Origin of the sequence: Pseudonocardia sp. D17 (assembly GCF_036984265.1) — a bacterium.
In the GTDB taxonomy this organism is placed as follows: domain Bacteria; phylum Actinomycetota; class Actinomycetes; order Mycobacteriales; family Pseudonocardiaceae; genus Pseudonocardia; species Pseudonocardia benzenivorans.
The window spans coordinates 6,402-27,164 of record NZ_BPRG01000197.1 but is presented as its reverse complement, the minus strand read 5'-3'; the positions used below and the strand labels follow the sequence as shown (position 1 = coordinate 27,164).

Genomic DNA, 20,763 nt, shown 5'->3' with positions numbered 1-20,763 from the left:
TCGCCCGGGCGCGTAACCGCTTCCTGATCGATCCTCCCCCCACGAGAGGACCGGTCAGCTGTTGCAGTGGGAGTACTTGTCGTCGTGGCAGCCCCACTTGTCGTCGTCCCACTTGTCGTTGCGGTCGTACTTCGAGTCGCAGTCCCACTTGTCGTTCTCGTAGTGGTCGGACCTGCTGTCGTGGCAGCCCCACTTGTCCTCGTACTTGTCGTGGTGCTTGCCGCCGCCGTAGCCGCCCCACTTGTCGTCGTACTTGTCGTGGTTCTTGCCGCCGTAGCCGCCGCCGTCGTTCCACTTGTCGTGGCCGGACTTGGAGGGGCAGGTGCTCTTGAACATTTGGGGGCTCCGTCGCTTCTCGTATGGGGAGAGACTTTCGTGTCGCTCCGTCCGATGAGAAGAACTTTGCCCGTTTCGCGAACCGCGGGACAGCGAGCGGGCCCCCGTTCCCGCGGGGGCAATCCCTACTCCCCCTTGGCCCTCGGGACGAGGACACGCATTGTCATAACGTTCCCCGCGACTTCCGGGCCGACAGAAAACCTGCACATGTCACTGGCCTGGTGTTCGTCAGCGTCTGCTTGACAGGCCTCGACATCGCACTACCGACACCGCTCGACCAGCAACCCGGTGTTCCGCGGCTCCTCCCCCGCCGAGCGCATCCGTGGCGCCCCTGCGGGCCGCCATCGATCTCGGCGTCCGTCCGGCGCCGGCTGCGCAGGGCTGCCCGTACCGGCTGGCCCGCGCGGTCGCTGTGCTCGGCACGGCGACATCGCTGCGCGACGCCGCCGCGCTCGCCGAGCTCGACCTGGGCGTGCGGCGGCGGGGGCTGCATGAACGCGTTGGTCCATTCCACGACCGGACGGGCGGCCTTGCTCGCGGACGCCGGGCGCGTACCGGGCGAGCAGGTCGAGCACCCGCGGTCGAGGCTGCGCGCCGCGGCCCGACGCAGCAGGTCGACGACCGCGCCGTCCTCCCGGGGCTCCCCGGCCAGGGCGTGCGGCGCGACGCTCTCCGCACCCCGGCCTCGGCGAGCTGCCGGGCGGCGGTGGAAGCCAGGTCGCCGACGATCCGGCCGTCGTGCGCGCGCTGCACACGACAAGGGGTCGTGCGTGGCGATGGTCGCCACGCAGGAGTACTCGACGTGCCGCGGGTGTGGCGGTTGCTCATGGGCCCGTCGGCTCGGCGGGTTCCGGCGCCTCCCAGCTGGGCAGGGCGAGAACGGTGCCCATGCGCTCCAGCTCGCTGCGGTGCAGGGCGCTCAGTTCGGCGAGGGCTCGCTCCCCCTGCGACGTCAGGCCCACCCGCACCATGCGGGCGTCGTCCGGGTCCGGGGCCCGCCGCACAAGCTTCTGTCCCTGGGCCCGGTTCACCAGCTCGACGGTGCTGTGGTGGCGCAGCTGCAGGCGTTCGGCGAGCTCCCCGACCGTGGCCCAGTCACGCCCCGGAAACCCCTTGAGCGCGAGGAGTAGCTGGTACTGCTGCGGGCTGATGCCGTGCCGGCGCACGATCTCCTCGCTGAACCGCAGGTAGCGCCGGATACCGAAGCGGAACCGAGCCAGGGCTTCGAAGTCCTGCTTGGTCAAGGGCGGTGGCGGCAAAGGTCCTCCTGATCAGGCCGCGTTCCGGGCCGCGAGAGACCGTTCTTGCGATTTCTATCGTACTACGATATAACGTGCTGGACGTGCCTGTGAAGTAGGAGGTGCGTGGTGTTCGACGAACATGACCACCGCACGCTGGACGAGCTCGAACGGAACCTCTCGATGGAGGACCCGGAGTTCGTCATGAGGTTCGATCGCGGGCAGCAGCGGATGTCGTCGACTTTCCGGCGACGACGCGGGAACCGGATCGCACTCACCGTGGCCGTGACGCTGGGGGTGCTGCTGCTGGTGCTCGGCAGTCCCGTCGGCGCCGTGGCGGCGGTGCTGAGCACCGGGCTGGTGTGGCTGGCCTGGCGCTATCCGGACGCCTTCATCGGGTCCTACCCCATGTGACGTCCTCCCCACCCGGCTGTGCCGGCGCCCGGCCGCGCCCGGGGCGGCATCGAATCTCCTGATCGGAGGCATCTGATGGTCGTTCTCTGGATCGTGCTCGCGGTGGGAGCACTGTGCCTGCTGGGCGTCTCGACGAGCGTGCGGGTGGTGCAGGAGTTCGAGCGGGGGGTGGTCTTCCGGTTCGGCCGGGTGCGTCCGCAACCGCTGGGCCCGGGGATCGCGCTCCTCGTCCCGGTCGCCGATCGCCTGCAGAAGGTCAACCTGCAGGTGGTCACGCTGCCCATCCCCGCGCAGGACGGCATCACCTCCGACAACGTCACCGTCCGGGTCGACGCCGTCGTCTACTACCGGGTGGTCGACCCGATGCGGGTGGCTGTCGACGTGCAGGACTACAGCTCGGCGATCTTGCAGGTGGCGCAGGCGTCGCTGCGATCGATCATCGGCAAGAGCGAGCTGGACGACCTGCTGTCGAACAGGGAGCGGCTCAACCAGGGCCTCGAACTGATGATCGACAATCCGGCGGTCGGGTGGGGTGTGCACATCGACCGCGTGGAGATCAAGGACGTGGTCCTGCCGGAGTCGATGAAGCGGTCGATGTCCCGGCAGGCCGAGGCCGAACGCGAGCGGCGCTCCCGGGTGATCACGGCCGAGGGCGAGCTGCAGGCCTCGCGCCAGCTCGCCGAGGCCGCCGAGGTGATGACCACGCACCCGGCCGCGCTGCAGCTGCGGCTGCTGCAGACCGTCGTCGAGGTGGCGGCGGAGAAGAACTCCACGCTGGTCCTCCCGTTCCCGGTGGAGCTGTTGCGGTTTCTCGAACGGTCGACCCCGGCCGACGCCGCCACCGCCGGTCCTGCCGACGGTCGGGGCGCAGACCCGGCGACGGGTCTCGAGGCGACGTTGAAGGCCGTCTCGTCGCGCCAGCCCCAGTCGGCGTTCCCGGCCGAGTCCGGGAACGCCGAGGACCGGGCCGTGCCGTGACGCCGGCTGAACTGGCCTGGGAGAACGAAGGCGGGCGGCTGCGCAGGCCGGCGCAGGTCCGGACGCGCCGCGTCTACGATCCGCCGACCGAGCACGACGGCGCACGCGTGCTGGTCGACCGGCTCTGGCCCCGGGGCCTGGGCAGGGCCGACGCCCGGCTCGACGAATGGTGCCGCGACGTCGCCCCGTCGACCGGCCTGCGCCGTTGGTACGGCCACGACCCGGCGAAGTTCGCCGAGTTCCGGCGCCGCTACCGCGCCGAGCTCACCACCGGGGACCAGCGCCGCGCGCTGCGACACCTGGCCGAGGTCGCCGCGCGCGGTCCGGTGACACTGCTGACCGCGAGCAAGGACCTCCCGACGAGCCAGGCGACGGTCCTGGCCGAGGTCCTCGCCGACTGCGGCGGGGCACCGGGCTGACCGGCCGGCACCCGTTCCCGGGGCCGGCGGGACGGTCCGGGGTCGGACGCGCCGGTTGTCCGGCATCCGTCACGCCGGGTGCCGTTGCCGGACGAGATCGTGGAGCTCCGTTGCCGTCTCGCCCCCGATGAGCAGCGCCGCCACCGCCTCGGGGGCCTCGTGCATCGCGTCGTGGCCGGTCGGAAGGTCGTGCACCTGCCACCCCGGATCGGCCCCGAGCCGGGCGCGGAGCTCGGCGAACGGCGTCCGGTCCTCCCATCCCGCGCAGTAGACGAACTCGCGACGGGGCACCTGGGTGTGCGCGCCCGTGAGCTGGACCCGCTGCAGGAACGAGCCGAGCGGATGGGGACGGCGGCGGGGGTCGCCGCCGCCCGGCGGACGCACGGTGTAGCCGGTGGCGCCGGCGCCGTCGGCGAACAGCTCCCGGAAGTGGTTGTTGGTCGACGACCAGCACGACTCGCCGTCGTGCGGGACGTAGGCGTCGAGGTGCACAAGACGTGCGATTCGCCCGCCCGCACGGTCGGCGGCCGCGGCGATCACCATGCCGGCGTAGCTGTGGCCGACGAGCGTCGCGTCGGTCATGTCGTGACGATCGAGGTGCCGCACCACGTCGTCGGCGTGCGTGTCGAGGTTGGCGGCCGCGACCGTGGGGCCGTCGTCGTCGGGCCGCAGACCGGTCAGGGTCAGTGCGTGGACGGTGTGGCCCGCGCGCTCCAGCAGCGGGACCACCGCCTCGTACGACCACGAGCCCTTCCAGGCGCCGGGCACGAGCACGAACGTCGCCATGCGTGTCTCCTGTGTCGTGACGGCATCGGGACGGCTGCCGCGATGCCACGCCGTGCAGCGAGGCCGCTGCGCGACCGCGGGCTGCACCGCACGGACGCAGTCTCGGCCGACGAGGGGGTGGCGTCCCACCGCTACATTGCCAACCGATGCCTGTTCGCCGCCAACCCCGGTCGACCGCTGCGACGTCGCACGTGTGGCCGTCGGGTGGCCGGCATCTCTGGCCGTCCGGCGGTGCGAGCACGGTGGCATCCCACGCGCGGGGGCATCTGGTCTACGCCGCCGTCGGCGTCCTCGCGGTGCACACGGAGCGCGGCACGTCGATCGTGCCCGCCAACCGGATCGCCTGGACCCCGGCCGGATCCGCCCACCGGCACCGCGCCCACGGCGACACCGACATGCGGATCCTCTTCCTCTCCCCCGCCTTGGCCCGGCTCGTGCCGGACCGGCCCGCCGTCTTCGCCGCCTCCGGTCTCGCCCGCGAGGTCGTGCTCGCCCTGACCGGTCCGCACGAGGCCGGCGCCGCCGGCGCCGCCGGCGCCGGTGCTGCCCTCGACGGCACCGCGCCCGGTGGACGCAGCCGCGCCGCGCGCGCCCGCCTCCTCCGGGTCCTCGTCGACGAGCTGAGTGACTCGCACGAGCAGCCCTTGCACCTCCCGGAGCCGCACGACGACCGGCTCCGCGCCGTCGCCCGGATACTGCACGCGACGCCGTCGGACGACGCCACGCTGGCCGAGCTGGGGAGGGCGGTCGGGGCGGGCGGTCGCACCCTCAGCAGGCTGTTCCGCTCCGAGCTGGGAATGACCTTCTACGAATGGCGCACGCAGCTGCGTGTCCACCACGCCCTGGTGCTGCTCGCCGAGGGCCACGACATCAACCACATCGCCCACGCCTGCGGCTGGTCGAACCCCAGCAGCTTCATCGCCGCGTTCACGGGCGTCGTCGGAACCACCCCCGGCCGCTACCGGACGGGCCACCGGGGCGGCTGACGGCGCCCGTCAGGAACGGTCGAGCCCGGTGCGGCCCGGGGCGCGGTCGGCCTCGGCTGCCTTGTCGAGCTTGTCGACGAGCGCGCCGCCCTCCTCGGCCCGGTCCCGCCGGCCGGCGGCGCGGGGGGTCACGCCGGTGACACCGCGACAGGCACGCGTGCCCAGCCCTTGAGGGTGTTGTTCGGCGTCGGAACCGGGTCCCCTGCGGGCTCGAGTGTGCGCACCCGCCGCGCCAGCGCCTCGATCACCAGCTCGGCCTCCAGCCGGGCCACCAGTTGCCCCACGCATCGGTGCACGCCCATACCGAACGCGACGTGGCCTGCCGCGTGCCGGGCGATGTCGAAGCTGTCCGAGTCCGGGCCCCAGCGCCGCGGATCGCGGTTGGCGGCGCCGAGGAACAGCAGGACCTTCGTCTCTTCGGGGATCGTCGTCCCGGCGAACTCGGTGGGCCGCACCGTGGTCCGGAAGAACGTCTGCACCGGCGACTCCCAGCGCAGCGCCTCGTCGAAGACGAACTTGGCGCGCGCCGGGTCGTCGTGCAGGAGCCGCCACTGCTCGCGGTGCCTGCTCAACGCGTAGAGCGTGTTGCCGAGCCCGTGGACGGTGGTGTCGAGCCCGGCGGTCAGCAGCGATCGGACCAGCAGCGGCGCCTGGTCGTGGCTGATCTCACCGCGGTCGGCGGCCTCCCAGATCCGCGCACCGAGCCCACCGGGTGCGAGATTCTCCCGCCGGCACTGCTCGAGCACCCACGCCTGCACCGGTGCCGCCGACTCCAGGGCCGCGCGGCGCAGCTCGTTGTCCGGGCCGAACGCGTTGAACGCGAGACCGCCGTAGGGCAGAAGGTTCTCCCGCCCGTCCGGGCCCAACCCGACCGCGTCGGGAAAGACCTGCAGCGGGTAGACGGACGCGAGGTCGGTGACGGCGTCGAAGGTGCCTCGCTCCACCAGCTGCTCGACGAGCTGCTCGGCCGGCGCACGGAAGGATTCGCGCAACGCGCGGACCGAGCGGGGCGACAGCACACCGTTCATGGCCTTGCGCACGACCGTGTGGTCCGGTGGGTCGGCCTCCAGCAGCAGGCTCGGCGGCCGCCAGGGCTTCTCGCGGGCGAAGTCGCTCATCCCGGCGCCGCGGCCGGAGACGAACGACGCCCAGTCCCGTAGCGCGGCGTCGACCTCGGCGAACCGGCCCGACGCGTAGATCCCGTAGCGGGACAGGCGGACCACGCCCCCGGCGTCGCGGAGCCGGCGGTGGAAGTCGTAGGGATCGAGGAGGACGTCGAGGTCGAACGGGTCGTCGTCGAGGACGGGGACGTCCGCCGTGGGCAGATCGGCGATGGGCATGGTCGCCTCCAGTGGGCATCGTGCGGTCTCCGGCGGCCGTGCGGACCGGCCCTTCCATCTGCCGGAAGGTCGAGCGGTCGATGAACATGTTCCGCCCTCCTTCGTCGGCCCGCTGGTCGTCGGCGGTCCGGTGGCGCTGCACCGGAGCCCCGGGACCGTGCTCAGCGTGGTCGGGTGTCCTGACCCGGCTCCCGGTGCTCAGGCGCCGACGTAGGCCGCCAGGTGCTCGCCGGTGAGGGTCGACCGGGCGGCGACGAGATCGGCCGGGGTGCCCTCGAAGACGACCCGGCCGCCGTCGTGGCCCGCACCGGGACCGAGGTCGATGATCCAGTCGGCGTGCGCCATGACGGCCTGGTGGTGCTCGATGACGATCACCGACTTGCCGTCGTCGACGAGCCGGTCGAGCAGCCCGAGCAGCTGCTCGACGTCGGCGAGGTGCAGGCCGGTCGTCGGCTCGTCGAGGACGTAGACGCCGCCCTTCTCCCCCATGTGCGTCGCCAGCTTGAGGCGCTGCCGCTCACCGCCGGACAGGGTCGTGAGCGGCTGCCCGATCCGCAGGTAGCCCAGGCCCACATCGGCGAGCCGCGCGAGGATCCGGTGCGCGGCCGGAACCTTCCCGTCGCCCGCGGCGAAGAACTCGACCGCCTCGGCCACCGACATCGCGAGCACCTCGCTGATGTCCTTGCCGGCCAGGTGGTACTCGAGCACGGCGGCGTCGAAGCGCTTGCCCTCGCAGACCTCACAGGTCGTCGCGACGCCGGCCATCATCGCCAGGTCGGTGTAGATGACGCCGTTGCCGTTGCAGTTCGGGCAGGCACCTTCGGAGTTGGCGCTGAACAGCGCGGGCTTCACCCCGTTGGCCTTGGCGAACGCCTTGCGGATCGGCTCCAGCAGGCCCGTGTAGGTGGCCGGGTTGCTGCGCCGCGAGCCGCGGATGGCGCCCTGGTCGATCGCGACGACGCCCTCGCGACCGACGACCGAGCCGTGGATCAGCGAGCTCTTGCCCGAGCCCGCCACACCCGTCACGACGACGAGCACGCCCGTCGGGATGTCGACGTCGACACCCGGCAGGTTGTGCGTGGTGGCGCCCCGGACCTCGATGGCGCCCGTCGACGACCGCACCGACGGTTTGAGCGTCGCACGGTCGTCGAGGTGGCGTCCGGTGAGCGTGCCGCTGGCCCGCAGCTCCTCGACGCTGCCCTCGAACACCACCTCGCCACCGGCACTCCCCGCGAGCGGCCCGAGGTCGACGACGTGGTCGGCGATCGCGATCGCCTCCGGCTTGTGCTCGACGACCAGCACCGTGTTGCCCTTGTCGCGCAGCTGGAGCAGTAGGTCGTTCATGCGCGCGATGTCGTGCGGGTGCAGGCCGATCGTGGGCTCGTCGAAGACGTAGGTGACGTCGGTCAGCGACGAGCCGAGATGCCGGATCATCTTGGTGCGCTGGGCCTCGCCGCCGGAGAGGGTGCCCGATGGGCGCTCCAGCGACAGGTATCCGAGCCCGATGTCGACGAAGGAGTCCAGGGTGTGGCGCAGCGTCGTCAGCAGCGGGGCGACCGACGGCTCGTCGAGGTCGCGGACCCACTCGGCGAGGTCGCTGATCTGCATCCGGCAGGCGTCGGCGATCGAGATGCCCTTGATCTTCGAGGAGCGGGCGGCCTCGGAAAGGCGGGACCCGTCGCACTCCGGGCAGGTCGTGAAGGTGGCGACGCGCTCGACGAAGGCACGGATGTGCGGCTGCAGCGCGTCGATGTCCTTGGACAAATAGGACTTCTGGATCGACGGGACGAGCCCCGAGTAGGTGAGGTTGATGCCGTCGACTTTGATCTTGGTGGGCTCCTTGTAGAGCAGGTCGGCGAGCTCGCGCTTGGTGAACTTCGCGACCGGCTTGTCGGCGTCGAAGAACCCGCAGCCGCGGAAGATGCGGCCGTACCAGCCCTCCATGCTGTAGCCGGGGATCATGACCGCGCCCTCGTTGAGCGACTTGGTCTCGTCGTAGAGCGCGGTGAGGTCGATGTCGTTGATCGACCCGCGGCCCTCGCAGCGCGGGCACATGCCGCCGGTGATGCTGAACTCCCGGCGCTCCTTGACCGTGCGACCCGCCTTCTCGATCGTGACGGCACCCGCGCCGCTGATCGAGGCCACGTTGAACGAGAACGCCTGCGGTGAGCCGATGTGCGGGGTGCCGAGGCGGCTGAACAGGATGCGCAGCAAGGCGTTGGCATCGGTGGCCGTGCCGACGGTGGAGCGCGGGTCGGTGCCCATCCGCTGCTGGTCGACGATGATCGCCGTGGTGAGCCCGTCCAGGACGTCGACGTCGGGGCGCGCGAGCGTCGGCATGAACCCCTGCACGAACGCGCTGTAGGTCTCGTTGATCATCCGCTGGGACTCGGCGGCGATCGTGTGGAAGACCAGCGAGCTCTTCCCGGAGCCCGAGACGCCCGTGAACACCGTCAGCCGGCGCTTGGGGAGCTCGACGCTGACGTTCTTGAGGTTGTTGACCCGCGCCCCGTGGACCCGGATGAGGTCGTGACTGTCGGCGGCGTGCTGCGAGGTCGTCGTGCCCGGTCGCGTGGCGGTGCTCATCGTGTCTCCCTCGGGTGTGACGGGGCGCGGCCGTGCGGCGCGACCCCCGTCGGCGAGGGGCCGGCGGGGTCGCGCGGTGGTCGGACGCGAGCCGCGGGGATCAGCGCAGCTCCTGGATCCGGACCATGTTGCCCGCGGGATCGCGGAACGCGCAGTCGCGCACGCCGTAGGGCTGCTCGGTGGGCTCCTGGACGACCTCGGCGTCGGTCGCCTGCACCTTCTCGAACGTGCTGTCGAGGTCCTTGGTGGCCAGCAGCACGCTCCCGAAGGTGCCCTTGGCCATCATCTCCTCGATCGTGCGCTTCTCGTCGTCGGTCAGCCCGGGGTTGGCCTGCGGCGGGTACAGCACGATCGATGTCGACTGGCCGACCGGCCCGACGGTGATCCAGCGCATGCCGTCGTACCCGACGTCGAGGCGCACCTCGAACCCGAGTGCGTCGCGGTAGAAGGCCAGCGCGGCCTCGGGGTCGTCGTGCGGGAGGAAGCTGGAGTGAATGGTGATGTCCATGCCGGTCACGCTAGGGGCGCGCCCGCAGCCGGCGCTTCTCGATTCCTGACCGGTCTGGTGACCTGCTTGGAGACGCACGGGACCATTCCCGCCGTGGCATCGGCCTGGCTGCGCCGGTAGACGCTCGGCGGCATACCGACGAGCTCGGTGAACCGGGTGCTGAACGTGCCCAGCGACGCGCAGCCGACGGCGAAGCACACCTCCGTGACGCTCATGTCCCCGCGGCGCAGCAGCGCCATCGCGCGCTCGATCCGGCGGGTCATCAGGTAGGAGTACGGGGACTCGCCGTATGCCGCGCGGAAGCCGCGGCTGAGGTGACCCGCCGACATGTGCACGCCGCGGGCCAGGGCCTCGACGTCGAGCGGCTGGGCGTACTCGCGGTCGATGCGGTCGCGGACGCGACGGAGCCGGACGAGGTCCTGCAGGTGCTGTGGCTCGGTGGGGCGGCTGCCGGTCACGGATGTGATCGTGCCACGCGAAGCCGACGATCCGCCCGTGCGAAGCGTCCGCGGCGCCGGGCGGTCAGCGGCCGCGGCCGGTGACCGCCTGCAGCTCGTCGATGCGCTTCGACGCCTCGGCCTTGCTCAGCGAGGCCAGGTCGTCGGGGCGCTCCCGGCCGGCCTGCTGCAGCAACGTCTCCAGGTACGACAGCTGCGGGCCGGTGATCGGCTCGTCGCCGGTGGCCCACTCGTCGGGGTCCTTCGCGGCCGGGCCGGTGGTGGTCCCGGTGGTGGTGGTCCCGGTGGTGGCGGTCTCGGTGGTGGCGGTCTCGGTGCGGGTTCGGTCGCTCATCGTTCGAACATACCTTCGAACGTGCCGCGTCGCCCGCCGGCGTGGTGCCGACGGGCGACGGTCGCGAGGACCGGCCGGATCAGCCCGGCGTCGGCGGCTGGTCGACGAGCTGGGCGAGGTAGAGCTGCTCGCCCAGCTTGTCCATCAGCTCGAGGTTGGTCTCGATGTAGTCGATGTGGTGCTCCTCGTCGGCGAGGATCTCCTCGAAGATGTTCGCCGTCGTGATGTCGCCCTTGGACCGGCACAGCGCGATGCCCGGGCGGAGGCGTTCCACCACCTCGAGCTCGATCGCCAGGTCGGACTGCAGCTGCTCGCGGACGGTCTGGCCGACCCGCAGCTGGAAGAGCCGCTGGTAGTTCGGCAGACCCTCCAGGAACAGGATCCGGTCGGTGATCTTCTCGGCGTGCCGCATCTCGTCGATCGACTCGGCGCGCGTGTACGACGCGAGCTTCGTGAGACCCCAGTTCTGCTGCATCTTCGCGTGCAGGAAGTACTGGTTGATGGCCGTGAGCTCGCTCGTGAGCTGCTCGTTGAGCAGGGAAATGATCTCTGGGTCGCCTCGCATGGGGGTGAGGCTAGTGGTTCACGCGATCACCCGAAGCGTGCAGGACCGGCTACCCAGAACATAGGCTGACCTTGTATTTCGGTCACCTTTCCGAACTTCGCCGGGTTCTCCGACCGTTGCTAGGCCGTCATCGGCAGACCGGCGATGTGCGACGGGCACCTCGTGGCGGCCAGGAAGACGTCGACCGTGTCGACGCACCCGCCGCAGCCGGTGCCGGCACCGCAGGCGTCGCCGACCTCGTCGACGGTGCGCGCACCGCTGTCGATGCACGTCCGCAGCTCCGTCTCGGTGACGGCTGCGCAGATACACACATACATGAAGGTGATCCTTTGCGACGGTCAGGCAAGCCTATGTTCGCATTCGGATCGCCGTCACACAAGGCTCTAGCCTGACGCTCGTGCCGCTGGAGGAGTACCGCCGCAAGCGCGACCGGTCGCGTACCCCGGAGCCCGTGCCCGACACCGATCCGGCGGCCGACGGGTCCGACCACGACGGCGGCCGGTTCGTCGTGCAGGAGCACCACGCGAGCGCGCTGCACTGGGACGTCCGGCTGGAGCGCGACGGCGTGCTGGTCTCGTGGGCGGTGCCGAAGGGCCTGCCGGTCGACACGGAGACGGTCCGGCTCGCCGTGCGCACCGAGGACCATCCGATGGAGTACCTCGACTTCTCCGGCGAGATCCCGGCGGGCGAGTACGGCGCCGGCACGATGACGATCTGGGACGCCGGGACCTACCGGACCGAGAAGTGGTCGTCGCGGGAGGTGGCCGTCGTCCTGCAGGGCCAGCGCGCCCGCGGCCGGTTCGTGTTCGTGCGCAGCGACCGCGAGCGTCGCGACGGCTGGATCCTGCGGCGCTCGGATCTCGGCACCGCGCGCGATCCACTGCCGCGCGATCCACTGCCGCGCGACACGCTGCCGATGCTCGCCACCCCCGGTCCGCTCCCCCGCGGCGACGGCTGGTGGCTGCAGGTCGGGTTCGGCGGCGAACGCGTCGTCGTGCGGGTCGACGGCGGCCGCGCGCGGTTCACCGACGCCGACGGGGCCGAGCTGGAGGTGCCGGCGCTGCGGGCGTTCGGGCCGGCGGTCGGGGCCACCCCGCTGCTGCTCGACGCGGAGCTCGTCGGCAACCCACGTCGCGACGCCGTGCTCTGGATCGGCGACCTGATGCACCTCGACGGGCGCGACACCCTCGACGTCCCGTTCGCCGACCGGCGGGCGCTGCTGGAGGGCCTCGAGCTCGTCGGCCCCGCGTGGCGCCCGGCCCCGGCCTACCGCGACGCCGGGCAGGCGGTCGTCGACGCCGCCGCCGAGCAGGGCCTGCCGTTCGTCGTCGCGAAGCGCGGTGACTCCCCCTACCGGCCCGGCAGGCGCAGCGACGACTGGATCGAGGTGGCGACGACGGCGCCCGCACCCGCCGCCCGCCGGGACCGCCCCGCGACGGCCGCGCGGCCGGGGCGGCGCGACGGTGTCGGCCGCGCGCGGCTGACCAACCCCGACAAGGTGCTCTACCCGCTCACCGGGACGACCAAGGCGCAGGTCCTCGGCCACTACCTGGCCGTCGCCGAGGTGATGCTGCCGCACCTGCGCGACCGGCCCGTCACGATGGTGCGCTGGCCCGACGGCGTCGAGAAGCCGTCGTTCTTCGAGAAGGACGTCTCCCGGCACGCGCCGGGCTGGATCCGGACCGCGCGCGTCGGCACGCCGGGCGGGCGGTCGGAGTCCGCCGACTTCCCGCTGCTCGACGACGCCGAGGGCCTGGCGTGGGCGGCGAACCTCGCGGCGCTGGAGCTGCACGTCCCGCAGTGGCGCGTCGGTCCGCGCGGCGGCCGCGGCCTGCCCGACCTCGTCGTGTTCGACCTCGACCCGGGCGAGGGGGCGAACGTCGTCGACTGCTGCCGCGTCGCCGAGCGCATCGCCGACCTGCTCGCCGACGACGGGCTCAGCGCCCACCCGCGCACCAGCGGCAGCAAGGGCCTGCAGCTGTACGTGCCCGTCACCGTCTCGCGGGCCGAGCGGACCGCCGAGTACGCCCGCGACATCGCCGCGACGGTGGCCGGGGAGTCGCCCCGCACGGTCACGGACGTGATGGCGAAGGCGCGCCGCCGCGGCAAGGTCTTCGTCGACTGGAGCCAGAACAACCCCGCGAAGACGACGATCGCGAGCTACTCACTGCGCGGCCGGCCCCGCCCCACCGTCGCGACGCCGGTGACCTTGGAGGAGGTCCGGGCCTGCCGCACCGTCGACGACCTGGTGTTCACCCTCGACGACCTGCCCGGGCGCATCGCCGAGCACGGTGACCTGATGGCGCCGCTGCTGTTCACCGAACGGCCACGCCTTCCTCGTCGCGGCTGATCGGTCCGAGCTGGCAGGCTGGCGTCGTGACGCGTCACCCCTACTTCGACGGGCCGTTCCCCCGCGCGTACGCCCACCGCGGCTGGCACCTGGGCGACCTGACGGGCTGCGAGAACACGCTGGCGGCGTTCCACCGTGCCGTCGACGAGGGGTTCGGCTATCTCGAGATGGACGTCCACGCCAGCGCCGACGGCGTCGTCATGGTCCACCACGACCGCTCCCTGGACCGCACGACCGACGGGGCGGGGCTGCTCGCGGAGCTGCCGGCCGCCGAGATCGCCCGCGCCCGCGTCGGGGGCCGGGAGCCGGTGCCGCGACTGGACCGGGTCCTCGCCGAGCTCCCGCCGACGACCCGGGTCACGATCGAGATCAAGTCCGCGGCCGCGGTGCTGCCCACGCTCGACGTCCTCGACCGGGCCGACGCGTGGCACCGGGTCTGCCTCGGCTCGTTCGACGAGCGCTGGCTGCGCCGGGCCAGGATCGCCGCCGGCGACAAGCTGCTGACGTCGATGGCGCAGCTGTCGGCGTTCGGGTTGCGCGGCCGGGCCTGGCTGGGCGCGCTGCCCGACCCGTTGTCGCTGCTCGCCAGAATGCCGGTGCTGCCGCCGGTCGTCGGCGGGCTCGCGCAGCTGCCCCGCCGGTTCGGCGCGCTCACCGTCGTCGACGCCGCGCTGCTCGCGATCGCCCACGCCGCCGATCGCGAGGTGCACGTGTGGACGGTCGACGACGCCGACGAGATGGGCGAGCTGCTGGACATGGGCGTCGACGGACTGCTGTCCGACCGTCCCGACGTGCTGCGCGACGTCCTGCAGGACCGCGGCGTGTGGGCGGCCTGAAACCGGACCTCACGGGCGGTCGCGCCGCTACGCTGCGCGCGTGAGCACCGCCGCCCCGCTGGAACCGCCCGCGCCGGTCCGGGTGCCCCGTCGCCGGGTGCTGGCGTGGGGGCTGTGGGACTCCGGGTCCGCGGCGTTCAACGCGGTGATCCTCACCTTCGTCTTCTCCGTCTACCTGACCGACTCCGTCGGCAAGGACCTGCCGGGATCGATCAGCGCGAACAGCTGGCTGGGCTGGTCGTTGGGGATCTCCGGGCTGTTCATCGCCCTGCTCGCCCCCGTCATCGGACAGCGTGCCGACGGCGGCCGGCGCAAGGTGTCGGTGGGTATCTGGACGGCGGTGACGGTCGCGTCCATGGCGGCCATGTTCGCCGTCCGCGACGACTACCACTACCTGTGGCTCGGCCTGGTCCTGCTGTCGATCGGCTCGGTGTGCTTCGAGCTCGCGTCGGTGTCCTACAACGCGCTGCTGCGCCAGGTCTCCACCCCGGCGACCATCGGACGGGTCTCCGGGTTCGGCTGGTCGATGGGCTACTTCGGCGGGATCGTGCTCCTGCTGCTGGTCTACGTCGGGCTGATCGCGGGCGAGGGCGGCGCGCTCGGCGTCGGCACCGGGGGCGGGCTCAACATCCGGGTCGTCGCGCTCGTCTCGGCCGCGTGGTTCGCGCTGTTCGCGATCCCGCTGTTCCTCACCGTCCCCGAGCCGCCGGCGCGGGCGCGCGAGGTGCGGCTCGGTGTCGTGGCCTCGTACAGGCGGCTGTTCCTGGACCTGCGCGACCTGTACCGGCACGCGCCGCACACCGTCTACTTCCTCGGTGCCAGCGCGTTGTTCCGCGACGGGCTCGCCGCGATCTTCACCTTCGGCGCGGTCCTGGCGGTGACGGTCTACGGCATCGACCCGGGCGACGTGCTGATCTTCGGCGTCGCGGCGAACATCGTGTCGGCGATCGGTGCCCTGACCGCGGGCTGGATCGACGACCGGGTCGGCCCGAAGGCCGTCGTCATCGGGTCGCTCATCGGGCTGCTGGTCTTCGGGACGACACTCGGCCTGGTCTCGGGTCCGACGATGTTCTGGATCTTCGGGCTCGCGCTGTGCCTGTTCGTCGGACCGGCGCAGGCGTCGGCCCGGACCTACATGGCGCTGCTGGCCCCGCCCGGTCGCGAGGCCCAGCTCTTCGGCCTCTACGCGACGACGGGTCGCGCGGTCTCGTTCCTCGCGCCGACGCTGGTCGGCGCGTTCACGTTCTGGTTCGGTTCCGACCGCGCGGGCATCGTCGGCATCCTCGTCGTGCTGCTCGCGGGCCTGCTCGCGATGTGGAAGGTGCACCCGCCCGAGCGGACCGGAGCCCAGCGCCCGGAGCCCGAGACGGCCGACGCGTAACGCGACTTTTCGGCTGTGTGAACAAGTGACAGAACGGCGGTGAGTCAAGTCACAAGTAGCTGACGCGTCACAACCACGTGTGTCAGAGGCCTGGATGGTGAACACTCTCGTGTCGGGCGCCACGCATCGGGCGACGGTCGACATTGACCGACACCTGGTCGGGCGCCCCTCGAATGGGAATGACGCCTGTACCGGCGACGTTACACCGTGTGGCAGGTACGCAAACGTCGAGGGACGCAGTCCCTCGGCTGAGGACGGGAGGATGACGCATGGCCGACCGCGTGCTCCGTGGCAGCCGGCTCGGGGCCGTCAGCTACGAGACCGACCGCAACCACGATCTCGCGCCGCGGCAGATCGTCCGCTATGTGTCGCCGAACGGTCACGAGTTCGAGGTGCCCTTCGCCAACGACGCGGAGGCCCCCGCCACCTGGGAGTCCCCCCAGGGTGGCCTCGGTAAGCGGGTCGATGGGGCCGAGCCCGAGCAGAAGAAGTCGAAGCCGCCGCGCACCCACTGGGACATGCTCCTCGAGCGCCGTTCCCTGGGTGAGCTCGAGGAGCTGCTCTCCGAGCGGCTCGAGCTGCTGCGCGAGCGGCGGGCCGAGATCGCCTGATGTAGTACCGCGGCTGTCGCAGGAACCGGGACGCCGCGTGACGCCGGAGCCGGGCCACCTCCCGTGGGGCCCGGCTCCGGCGTTTCCGTGTCCGGCCCGGGTCAGGCGCGGGCCAGCGCGCGGCGGACGTGGCGCAGCCGGTGCGACACGCCCCAGCCCGCGATCCGCCACAGCGCCTCGGCCATCACCTCGACGCTCATCTTCGACGCCCCCAGCTCGCGCTCGGTGAAGGTGATCGGCACCTCGCGGATCCGGAAGCCCGCCTGCTGCGCGCGCCACGCCATGTCGACCTGGAAGCAGTAGCCGGTCGAGGCGACCGTCGTGATGTCGAGGTCCTCCAGGACCTGGCGCCGGAACGCGCGGAACCCGCCGGTGATGTCCTTGACGGGCGCGCCCAGGGCGAGCCGTGCGTACAGGTTGGCGCCGCGCGAGAGCAGCTGGCGGTGCGCCGGCCAGTTGACCACCCGCCCGCCCGGCACGTAGCGCGAGCCCAGCACGAGGTCGGCGCCGCCGTCGGACTCCAGGGCCTCCAGCAGCTCGGGCAGGTCCTCGGGGGCGTGCGAGCCGTCGGCGTCCATCTCGACGACCACCTGGTACGGGCCTTCGAGGGCCAGCGCGAACCCGGCCACGTAGGCGGCGCCGAGGCCTGCCTTCTCGGTGCGGTGCAGCACCCGGATGCGCTCGTCGGCCGCGGCCAGCTCGTCGGCCAGCTCGCCGGTGCCGTCGGGGCTGCCGTCGTCGACGACGAGCACATCGGCCTCCGGGACCGACGCGTGCACCCGCTTCACGATCGGGGCGAGGTTCTCCCGTTCCTGGTACGTCGGGATCACCACGAGCACCGGCCCCGCGGGCTCAGCCATGTCCGTCCTCTCCTGCCTCGGGGGCCGCGTCGTGCGGCTCTCCCGCCACTGTGCTGCCGGCCACGAGCGGGCGACGGCGCCGCGCGAGGAACACCGCGGCGCCGATCGCCAGTACGCCCACGGCGGTCAGTGTCCACTCGGGCACCGACCGCAGCCGGGTGGCCAGCGTAGTCGTGGACCTCAGGTCGGTTCGATCGACCAGTACGCCCGGCACGAACTGCCCGGTCGACGCCGTGACCGTGCCGCTCGGCGTGATCGTCGCCGAGACCCCCGATGTCGTCGCCACGATGACCGAGCGGTCGTGCTCGACCGCCCGCACCCGCGACATCGCCAGCTGCTGGAACGTCATCTCCGAGAGGCCGAACGTCGCGTTGTTGCTGGGGACGGCGAGCACCGTCGCGCCCGCCTCGACGCTGTCGTCGACGAGGTCGTCGAACGCGATCTCCCAGCAGATCGCGACGCCCACCTGCACCCCGGCCATGTCGACCACGCCGTTGCCCTGCCCCGGCACGAAGTTCCCGGCGCGGTCGACGTAGGAGGAGAACAGCCGGAAGAACGAGCGCCACGGCATGTACTCGCCGAACGGCATCACCCGGCGCTTGTCGGTGCGCTCGACGACGCCCAGCCCCGGCTGCCACACCAGGGCGGAGTTCGAGGTCGTCCGGCCGTCGGGGTTGACCAGCACCGCCCCGACGAGGATCGGGGCCTTGATCGCGGCGGCCGCCTGGTCGATCTCGAGTGCCGCGTCCGGGTTCTGCAACGGGTCGATGTCGCTGGAGTTCTCCGGCCACACCACGATGTCGGGCTGCGGTTGGCGGCCCGCGGCGACGTCGGCGGCCAACTGCTCGGTGACCCGGACGTGGTTGTCGAGGACGGCGCGCCGCTGCGAGTTGAAGTCCAGGCCCAGCCGCGGCACGTTGCCCTGGACCGCGGCGATGGTCGTCGTCGTGTCGGGGGCGGTGCGGGTGACCGGTGCCAGCAGCGCGAGCGGCCCGGAGGCGATCGCCAGTACGAGCAGCAACGCCGGCCACACCGCGGTCCGTTGCCGTCCGGGTTCGGAGAGCCTGCGGGCGATGTCGGCGATGGCGAGGCCCCCGAGGACCGTCACGAAGCCGAGGAGGGTCACACCGCCGACCGACGCGACCGGCAGCAGCGGGCTGTCGGGCTGGCCGAACCCGATCCGCCCCCATGGGAACCCGCCGAACGGCACCCGGCTGCGCACGGCCTCGCCCGCGATCCACACCGCCGCCGCCCAGAGTGGCCCGGCCGGCAGCAGCGAAACCCGGGCCATCCCCGCCGCGGCCGCTCCCATGAAGACGGCCTCGGCGACGGACAGCGCGACCCACGGCAGCGCCCCGACGTAGCCCCCCGTCCAGTGCAGCAGCGGCAGCAGGAAACCGAGACCGAACACCAGGCCCAGCACGAACCCGGCCCGGGCCCGGCGGCCTCGCAGAACGGCACCCAGCAGGGCGAACGCGATCGGGGCGAGCCACCACACCGTCCGCGGCGGGAAGCTCGCGTACAGCAGGGCGCCGGCCCCGGCGGCGACGACGAGCCGCAGCAGCAGCGCCGCGCGAGCGGGTCCGCGTGCCGGCGTCGGCTGCTCGGGTGCCGTCCCGGCGTCGAGGGTGGGTGCGGCCACCCGCAGAGCCTACGGCCCGCGGTGATGGGGTCCGGATGAGGTCAGGCCGCCGCGGCCATCGTGCCGGCGAGCAGGTGGGCGTTGCCGAGGGCGTCGAGCACGCCCGGGCGGCCGCTGCGGACGAACCACTCGTAGCCGTAGGCGGGCGCGAGGTCGGCCGGGAGGTGCTCGGGACCGATCTGCGACGAGTGCGCGGCGATCGCCGCGCGCTTGATGTCGAGGTGCCGCTGGTCGCCGGTGACGGCGAGGGTGATCTCGGCCGTGGTGCGACCGAAGCCGACCTGCGCGGAGCGCGCGGCGCTGTGGACCAGGTGACCGTCGGGGGCGGCGAGGTGCAGGTGCTCGCGGTCGACGGTCATCCGGTAGCCGGTGGCGCCGGTGAGCTCGGCGGCGATGGCGCCGACGGTGTGCGCCATCCGGTGGTCGGGGTGGCCGTAGATGCCGGACTCGTCGTCGTAGATCAGGGTGTCGGCACCCTCGGCGTCGGCCACCTCGGCGACGCGCGAGGCCAGCGCGAGCGGCTCGGCGGCCGCGAGCGCGAGCGGGTGGCGGCCGCTGGCCCAGCCCGGCAGCCCGGAGTCGCGGCGGCCGAGCAGCACGAGGCGGTCGACCCCGAGCAGCGCGGCGGACTCCTCGAGCTCGGTGACGCGGCGGCGGGCGACGGTCTCGCCTGCGCCCAGCGGGGTCCGGGACTCGCCCATGTCGCCGTTGGTGGCCATGACGAGCACGACGCGGGCGCCGGCGTCGGCGAGGCGCCGCAGCGTGATGCCGGTGAAGATCGACTCGTCGTCGGGGTGGGCGTGCAGGCCGAGAACGGTGTGACCGGTGAGGTCAGGGGTGCGGATCATCGCAGGCTCGCAGGGTGTGAGGTGCCGCGGTGGCGGCAGGGTGGACTGGTCCGGGGGTCAGCTGTGACAGAGACAGCGACAACAGCCCGGACAGCAGACGCCCTGGGGGCGGGTGCTGGTCCACGTGTTCACGGGAAGAATGATGCCAGAGCCCCCGGCGCCCCCGGAGTGGGGCACACCCCACTTCTGCGCGGGTGGGGTCAGCCCCCGGCGGCGGCGAGTCCGCCGGGTCCTCGGCCGTGGCCGTGTGCGTCGTGCAGGAGCCGGCCGCGGACGACGGTGCGCAGGCACGTCGCGGCGCCCGCGAGCGGATCGCCGTCCCACACCGCGTAGCCGGCCGGCGCGCCCGCGACGATCCGGCCCGCCAGCGGGTCGGTGCTGCGGGCGGCGTGATGGCCGCCGGTGACGTGCGCGGCGAGGGCCGTCGCCGGGTCGACCCCGTACCCCGGCGTGCCGTGGTCCACCGCGGCACGGACCCCGCCGCACGGGTCGAGCGGGGTGACCGGCGAGTCCGAGCCGAACGCCAGCGTCACCCCGGCGGCCGCGAACGCGGCGAACGGGTTCATCCGGGCCGCGCGCTCGGCACCCAGCCGGGCCGAGTAGAGGCCGGCGGGGCCGCCCCACGCCGCGTCGAACGCGGGCTGCACGCTCGCCACGACGCCGAGCTCCGCCAGCAGGCCGAGCCGCGCGGCGTCGGGCATCTCCAGGTGTTCGAGGCGATGCCGGGCGTCGCGCACCATCTCGACGGGCACCGCCCGTGCCGCGGCGGCGAGCGCGTCGAACACGATGTCGGCCGCGGCGTCGCCGATGACGTGGAAGCCGGCCTGCACGCCGGCCGTCGAACAGGCGACCAGGTGGGCGGTCACGGCCTCCGGCGTGAGATAGGTGCGTCCGCAGTGCTCGGGCGCGTCGGTGTAGGGCGTCCGCAGCGCGGCGGTCCGCGAGCCGATCGACCCGTCGACGAACAGGTCCCCCGCCAGTCCCCGTGCGCCCGTGGCCGCCAGCAGGGCGCGAGCGTCCCGCGCGGTGTCGACGGCCTCGCCCCAGTACCCGACGACGTCGACGCCGGTGTCCAGGACGAGCAGCGCGGCGAGGTCCTCGCGGCCGGAGACGAGCGGTCCGGCGCACTCGTGGACGGTGCCGACACCGGCCCGCGCCGCGGCGCCGAGGAAGGCCCGCTGGGCCCGGTCGCGCTGGTCGCGGGTCACCGCACCGAGCGCCGCGCGCCGCACGAGATGGTGTGCCTCGGCCGTCAGCGGGCCGGCCGCCGACCAGCCGGCGGCACCG

Annotated in this window: 23 protein-coding genes; 8 read left to right on the top strand and 15 right to left on the bottom strand. The window is 72.6% G+C overall.

The window, feature by feature from the left end; genetic code table 11:
• Positions 1-54: 54 nt before the first annotated feature.
• Entirely contained in the window at positions 55-336 is a 282-nt protein-coding gene (locus tag PSD17_RS26155) for a hypothetical protein (RefSeq protein ID WP_339124991.1), read from the bottom strand.
• A gap of 824 nt (positions 337-1,160) precedes the next feature.
• Entirely contained in the window at positions 1,161-1,595 is a 435-nt protein-coding gene (locus PSD17_RS26150) for a MarR family winged helix-turn-helix transcriptional regulator (protein WP_013675369.1), read from the bottom strand.
• Positions 1,596-1,703: 108 nt separating this feature from the next.
• Between PSD17_RS26150 and PSD17_RS26145 the strand changes: the two genes are divergently transcribed.
• The 3 genes from PSD17_RS26145 to PSD17_RS26135 all read left to right on the top strand — a co-directional run bounded on the left by PSD17_RS26145 (position 1,704) and on the right by PSD17_RS26135 (position 3,385).
• Positions 1,704-1,988: a DUF3040 domain-containing protein gene (locus PSD17_RS26145; RefSeq protein ID WP_013675370.1), complete on the top strand. Its 285-nt coding sequence runs from the start codon at positions 1,704-1,706 to the stop codon at positions 1,986-1,988.
• Positions 1,989-2,063: 75 nt separating this feature from the next.
• The gene (locus tag PSD17_RS26140) at positions 2,064-2,966 is read left to right on the top strand and encodes a slipin family protein (protein WP_013675371.1); all 903 of its coding nucleotides are present in this window, start codon (positions 2,064-2,066) and stop codon (positions 2,964-2,966) included.
• Positions 2,963-3,385, top strand: coding sequence for a DUF488 domain-containing protein (locus PSD17_RS26135; protein ID WP_013675372.1), 423 nt, complete (start codon positions 2,963-2,965; stop codon positions 3,383-3,385). Before PSD17_RS26140 ends, PSD17_RS26135 begins: the two co-directional genes overlap by 4 nt.
• A gap of 69 nt (positions 3,386-3,454) precedes the next feature.
• Here the strand turns inward: PSD17_RS26135 and PSD17_RS26130 are convergent, their stop codons facing one another.
• Positions 3,455-4,171: an alpha/beta fold hydrolase gene (locus tag PSD17_RS26130; protein ID WP_339124990.1), complete on the bottom strand. Its 717-nt coding sequence runs from the start codon at positions 4,169-4,171 to the stop codon at positions 3,455-3,457.
• 242 nt (positions 4,172-4,413) lie between these two features.
• Here PSD17_RS26130 and PSD17_RS26125 point away from each other — a divergent pair, with 242 nt between their 5' ends.
• Entirely contained in the window at positions 4,414-5,157 is a 744-nt protein-coding gene (locus PSD17_RS26125; protein ID WP_013675374.1) for an AraC family transcriptional regulator, read from the top strand.
• Between the two features lie 9 nt (positions 5,158-5,166).
• On the opposite strand, the gene PSD17_RS26120 is transcribed toward PSD17_RS26125, so the two are convergent.
• The 8 genes from PSD17_RS26120 to PSD17_RS26085 all read right to left on the bottom strand — a co-directional run bounded on the left by PSD17_RS26120 (position 5,167) and on the right by PSD17_RS26085 (position 11,265).
• Complete coding sequence (locus PSD17_RS26120) at positions 5,167-5,289, bottom strand: hypothetical protein (protein ID WP_013675375.1); 123 nt, start codon at positions 5,287-5,289, stop codon at positions 5,167-5,169.
• Entirely contained in the window at positions 5,286-6,497 is a 1,212-nt protein-coding gene (locus PSD17_RS26115; protein WP_013675376.1) for a cytochrome P450, read from the bottom strand. The genes PSD17_RS26120 and PSD17_RS26115 overlap by 4 nt, the downstream gene beginning before the upstream one ends.
• A 198-nt stretch (positions 6,498-6,695) precedes the next feature.
• Positions 6,696-9,083: an excinuclease ABC subunit UvrA gene (locus PSD17_RS26110; protein WP_339124989.1), complete on the bottom strand. Its 2,388-nt coding sequence runs from the start codon at positions 9,081-9,083 to the stop codon at positions 6,696-6,698.
• Between the two features lie 100 nt (positions 9,084-9,183).
• Complete coding sequence (locus PSD17_RS26105) at positions 9,184-9,591, bottom strand: VOC family protein (protein ID WP_041761422.1); 408 nt, start codon at positions 9,589-9,591, stop codon at positions 9,184-9,186.
• 5 nt (positions 9,592-9,596) lie between these two features.
• Positions 9,597-10,049 (bottom strand): helix-turn-helix transcriptional regulator, encoded by a 453-nt coding sequence (locus PSD17_RS26100; protein WP_013675379.1) that lies wholly within the window; start codon positions 10,047-10,049, stop codon positions 9,597-9,599.
• Between the two features lie 64 nt (positions 10,050-10,113).
• Positions 10,114-10,383: a DUF3072 domain-containing protein gene (locus PSD17_RS26095; protein ID WP_339124988.1), complete on the bottom strand. Its 270-nt coding sequence runs from the start codon at positions 10,381-10,383 to the stop codon at positions 10,114-10,116.
• 79 nt (positions 10,384-10,462) lie between these two features.
• Positions 10,463-10,948, bottom strand: a complete 486-nt coding sequence (bfr, locus tag PSD17_RS26090; RefSeq protein ID WP_013675381.1) for a bacterioferritin — start codon at positions 10,946-10,948, stop codon at positions 10,463-10,465.
• Between the two features lie 119 nt (positions 10,949-11,067).
• Positions 11,068-11,265: a (2Fe-2S)-binding protein gene (locus PSD17_RS26085; RefSeq protein ID WP_013675382.1), complete on the bottom strand. Its 198-nt coding sequence runs from the start codon at positions 11,263-11,265 to the stop codon at positions 11,068-11,070.
• An 80-nt stretch (positions 11,266-11,345) separates the two neighbouring features.
• On the opposite strand from PSD17_RS26085, the gene ligD reads away from it, so the two are divergent.
• From ligD to PSD17_RS26065, 4 genes are all read left to right on the top strand, one after another.
• Positions 11,346-13,298 carry a non-homologous end-joining DNA ligase gene (gene ligD / locus PSD17_RS26080; protein ID WP_339124987.1) on the top strand — a complete coding sequence of 651 codons (1,953 nt, stop codon included), beginning with the start codon at positions 11,346-11,348 and terminating at the stop codon, positions 13,296-13,298.
• Between the two features lie 26 nt (positions 13,299-13,324).
• The gene (locus PSD17_RS26075; protein ID WP_013675384.1) at positions 13,325-14,134 is read left to right on the top strand and encodes a glycerophosphodiester phosphodiesterase family protein; all 810 of its coding nucleotides are present in this window, start codon (positions 13,325-13,327) and stop codon (positions 14,132-14,134) included.
• Positions 14,135-14,174: 40 nt separating this feature from the next.
• Positions 14,175-15,515, top strand: a complete 1,341-nt coding sequence (locus tag PSD17_RS26070; RefSeq protein WP_013675385.1) for an MFS transporter — start codon at positions 14,175-14,177, stop codon at positions 15,513-15,515.
• Positions 15,516-15,784: 269 nt separating this feature from the next.
• The gene (locus PSD17_RS26065; protein ID WP_013675386.1) at positions 15,785-16,126 is read left to right on the top strand and encodes an RNA polymerase-binding protein RbpA; all 342 of its coding nucleotides are present in this window, start codon (positions 15,785-15,787) and stop codon (positions 16,124-16,126) included.
• A gap of 101 nt (positions 16,127-16,227) precedes the next feature.
• On the opposite strand, the gene PSD17_RS26060 is transcribed toward PSD17_RS26065, so the two are convergent.
• The 4 genes from PSD17_RS26060 to PSD17_RS26045 form a co-directional block, all read right to left on the bottom strand.
• Positions 16,228-16,986, bottom strand: a complete 759-nt coding sequence (locus tag PSD17_RS26060) for a polyprenol monophosphomannose synthase (protein ID WP_339124986.1) — start codon at positions 16,984-16,986, stop codon at positions 16,228-16,230.
• Positions 16,979-18,628 (bottom strand): apolipoprotein N-acyltransferase, encoded by a 1,650-nt coding sequence (lnt, locus tag PSD17_RS26055; RefSeq protein ID WP_339124985.1) that lies wholly within the window; start codon positions 18,626-18,628, stop codon positions 16,979-16,981. The genes PSD17_RS26060 and lnt overlap by 8 nt, the downstream gene beginning before the upstream one ends.
• 41 nt (positions 18,629-18,669) lie before the next feature.
• Positions 18,670-19,476 carry a PIG-L deacetylase family protein gene (locus tag PSD17_RS26050; protein WP_339124984.1) on the bottom strand — a complete coding sequence of 269 codons (807 nt, stop codon included), beginning with the start codon at positions 19,474-19,476 and terminating at the stop codon, positions 18,670-18,672.
• Positions 19,477-19,676: 200 nt separating this feature from the next.
• Positions 19,677-20,763: amidohydrolase (locus tag PSD17_RS26045; RefSeq protein ID WP_339124983.1), on the bottom strand; the 1,087-nt coding region annotated here is incomplete at its 5' end.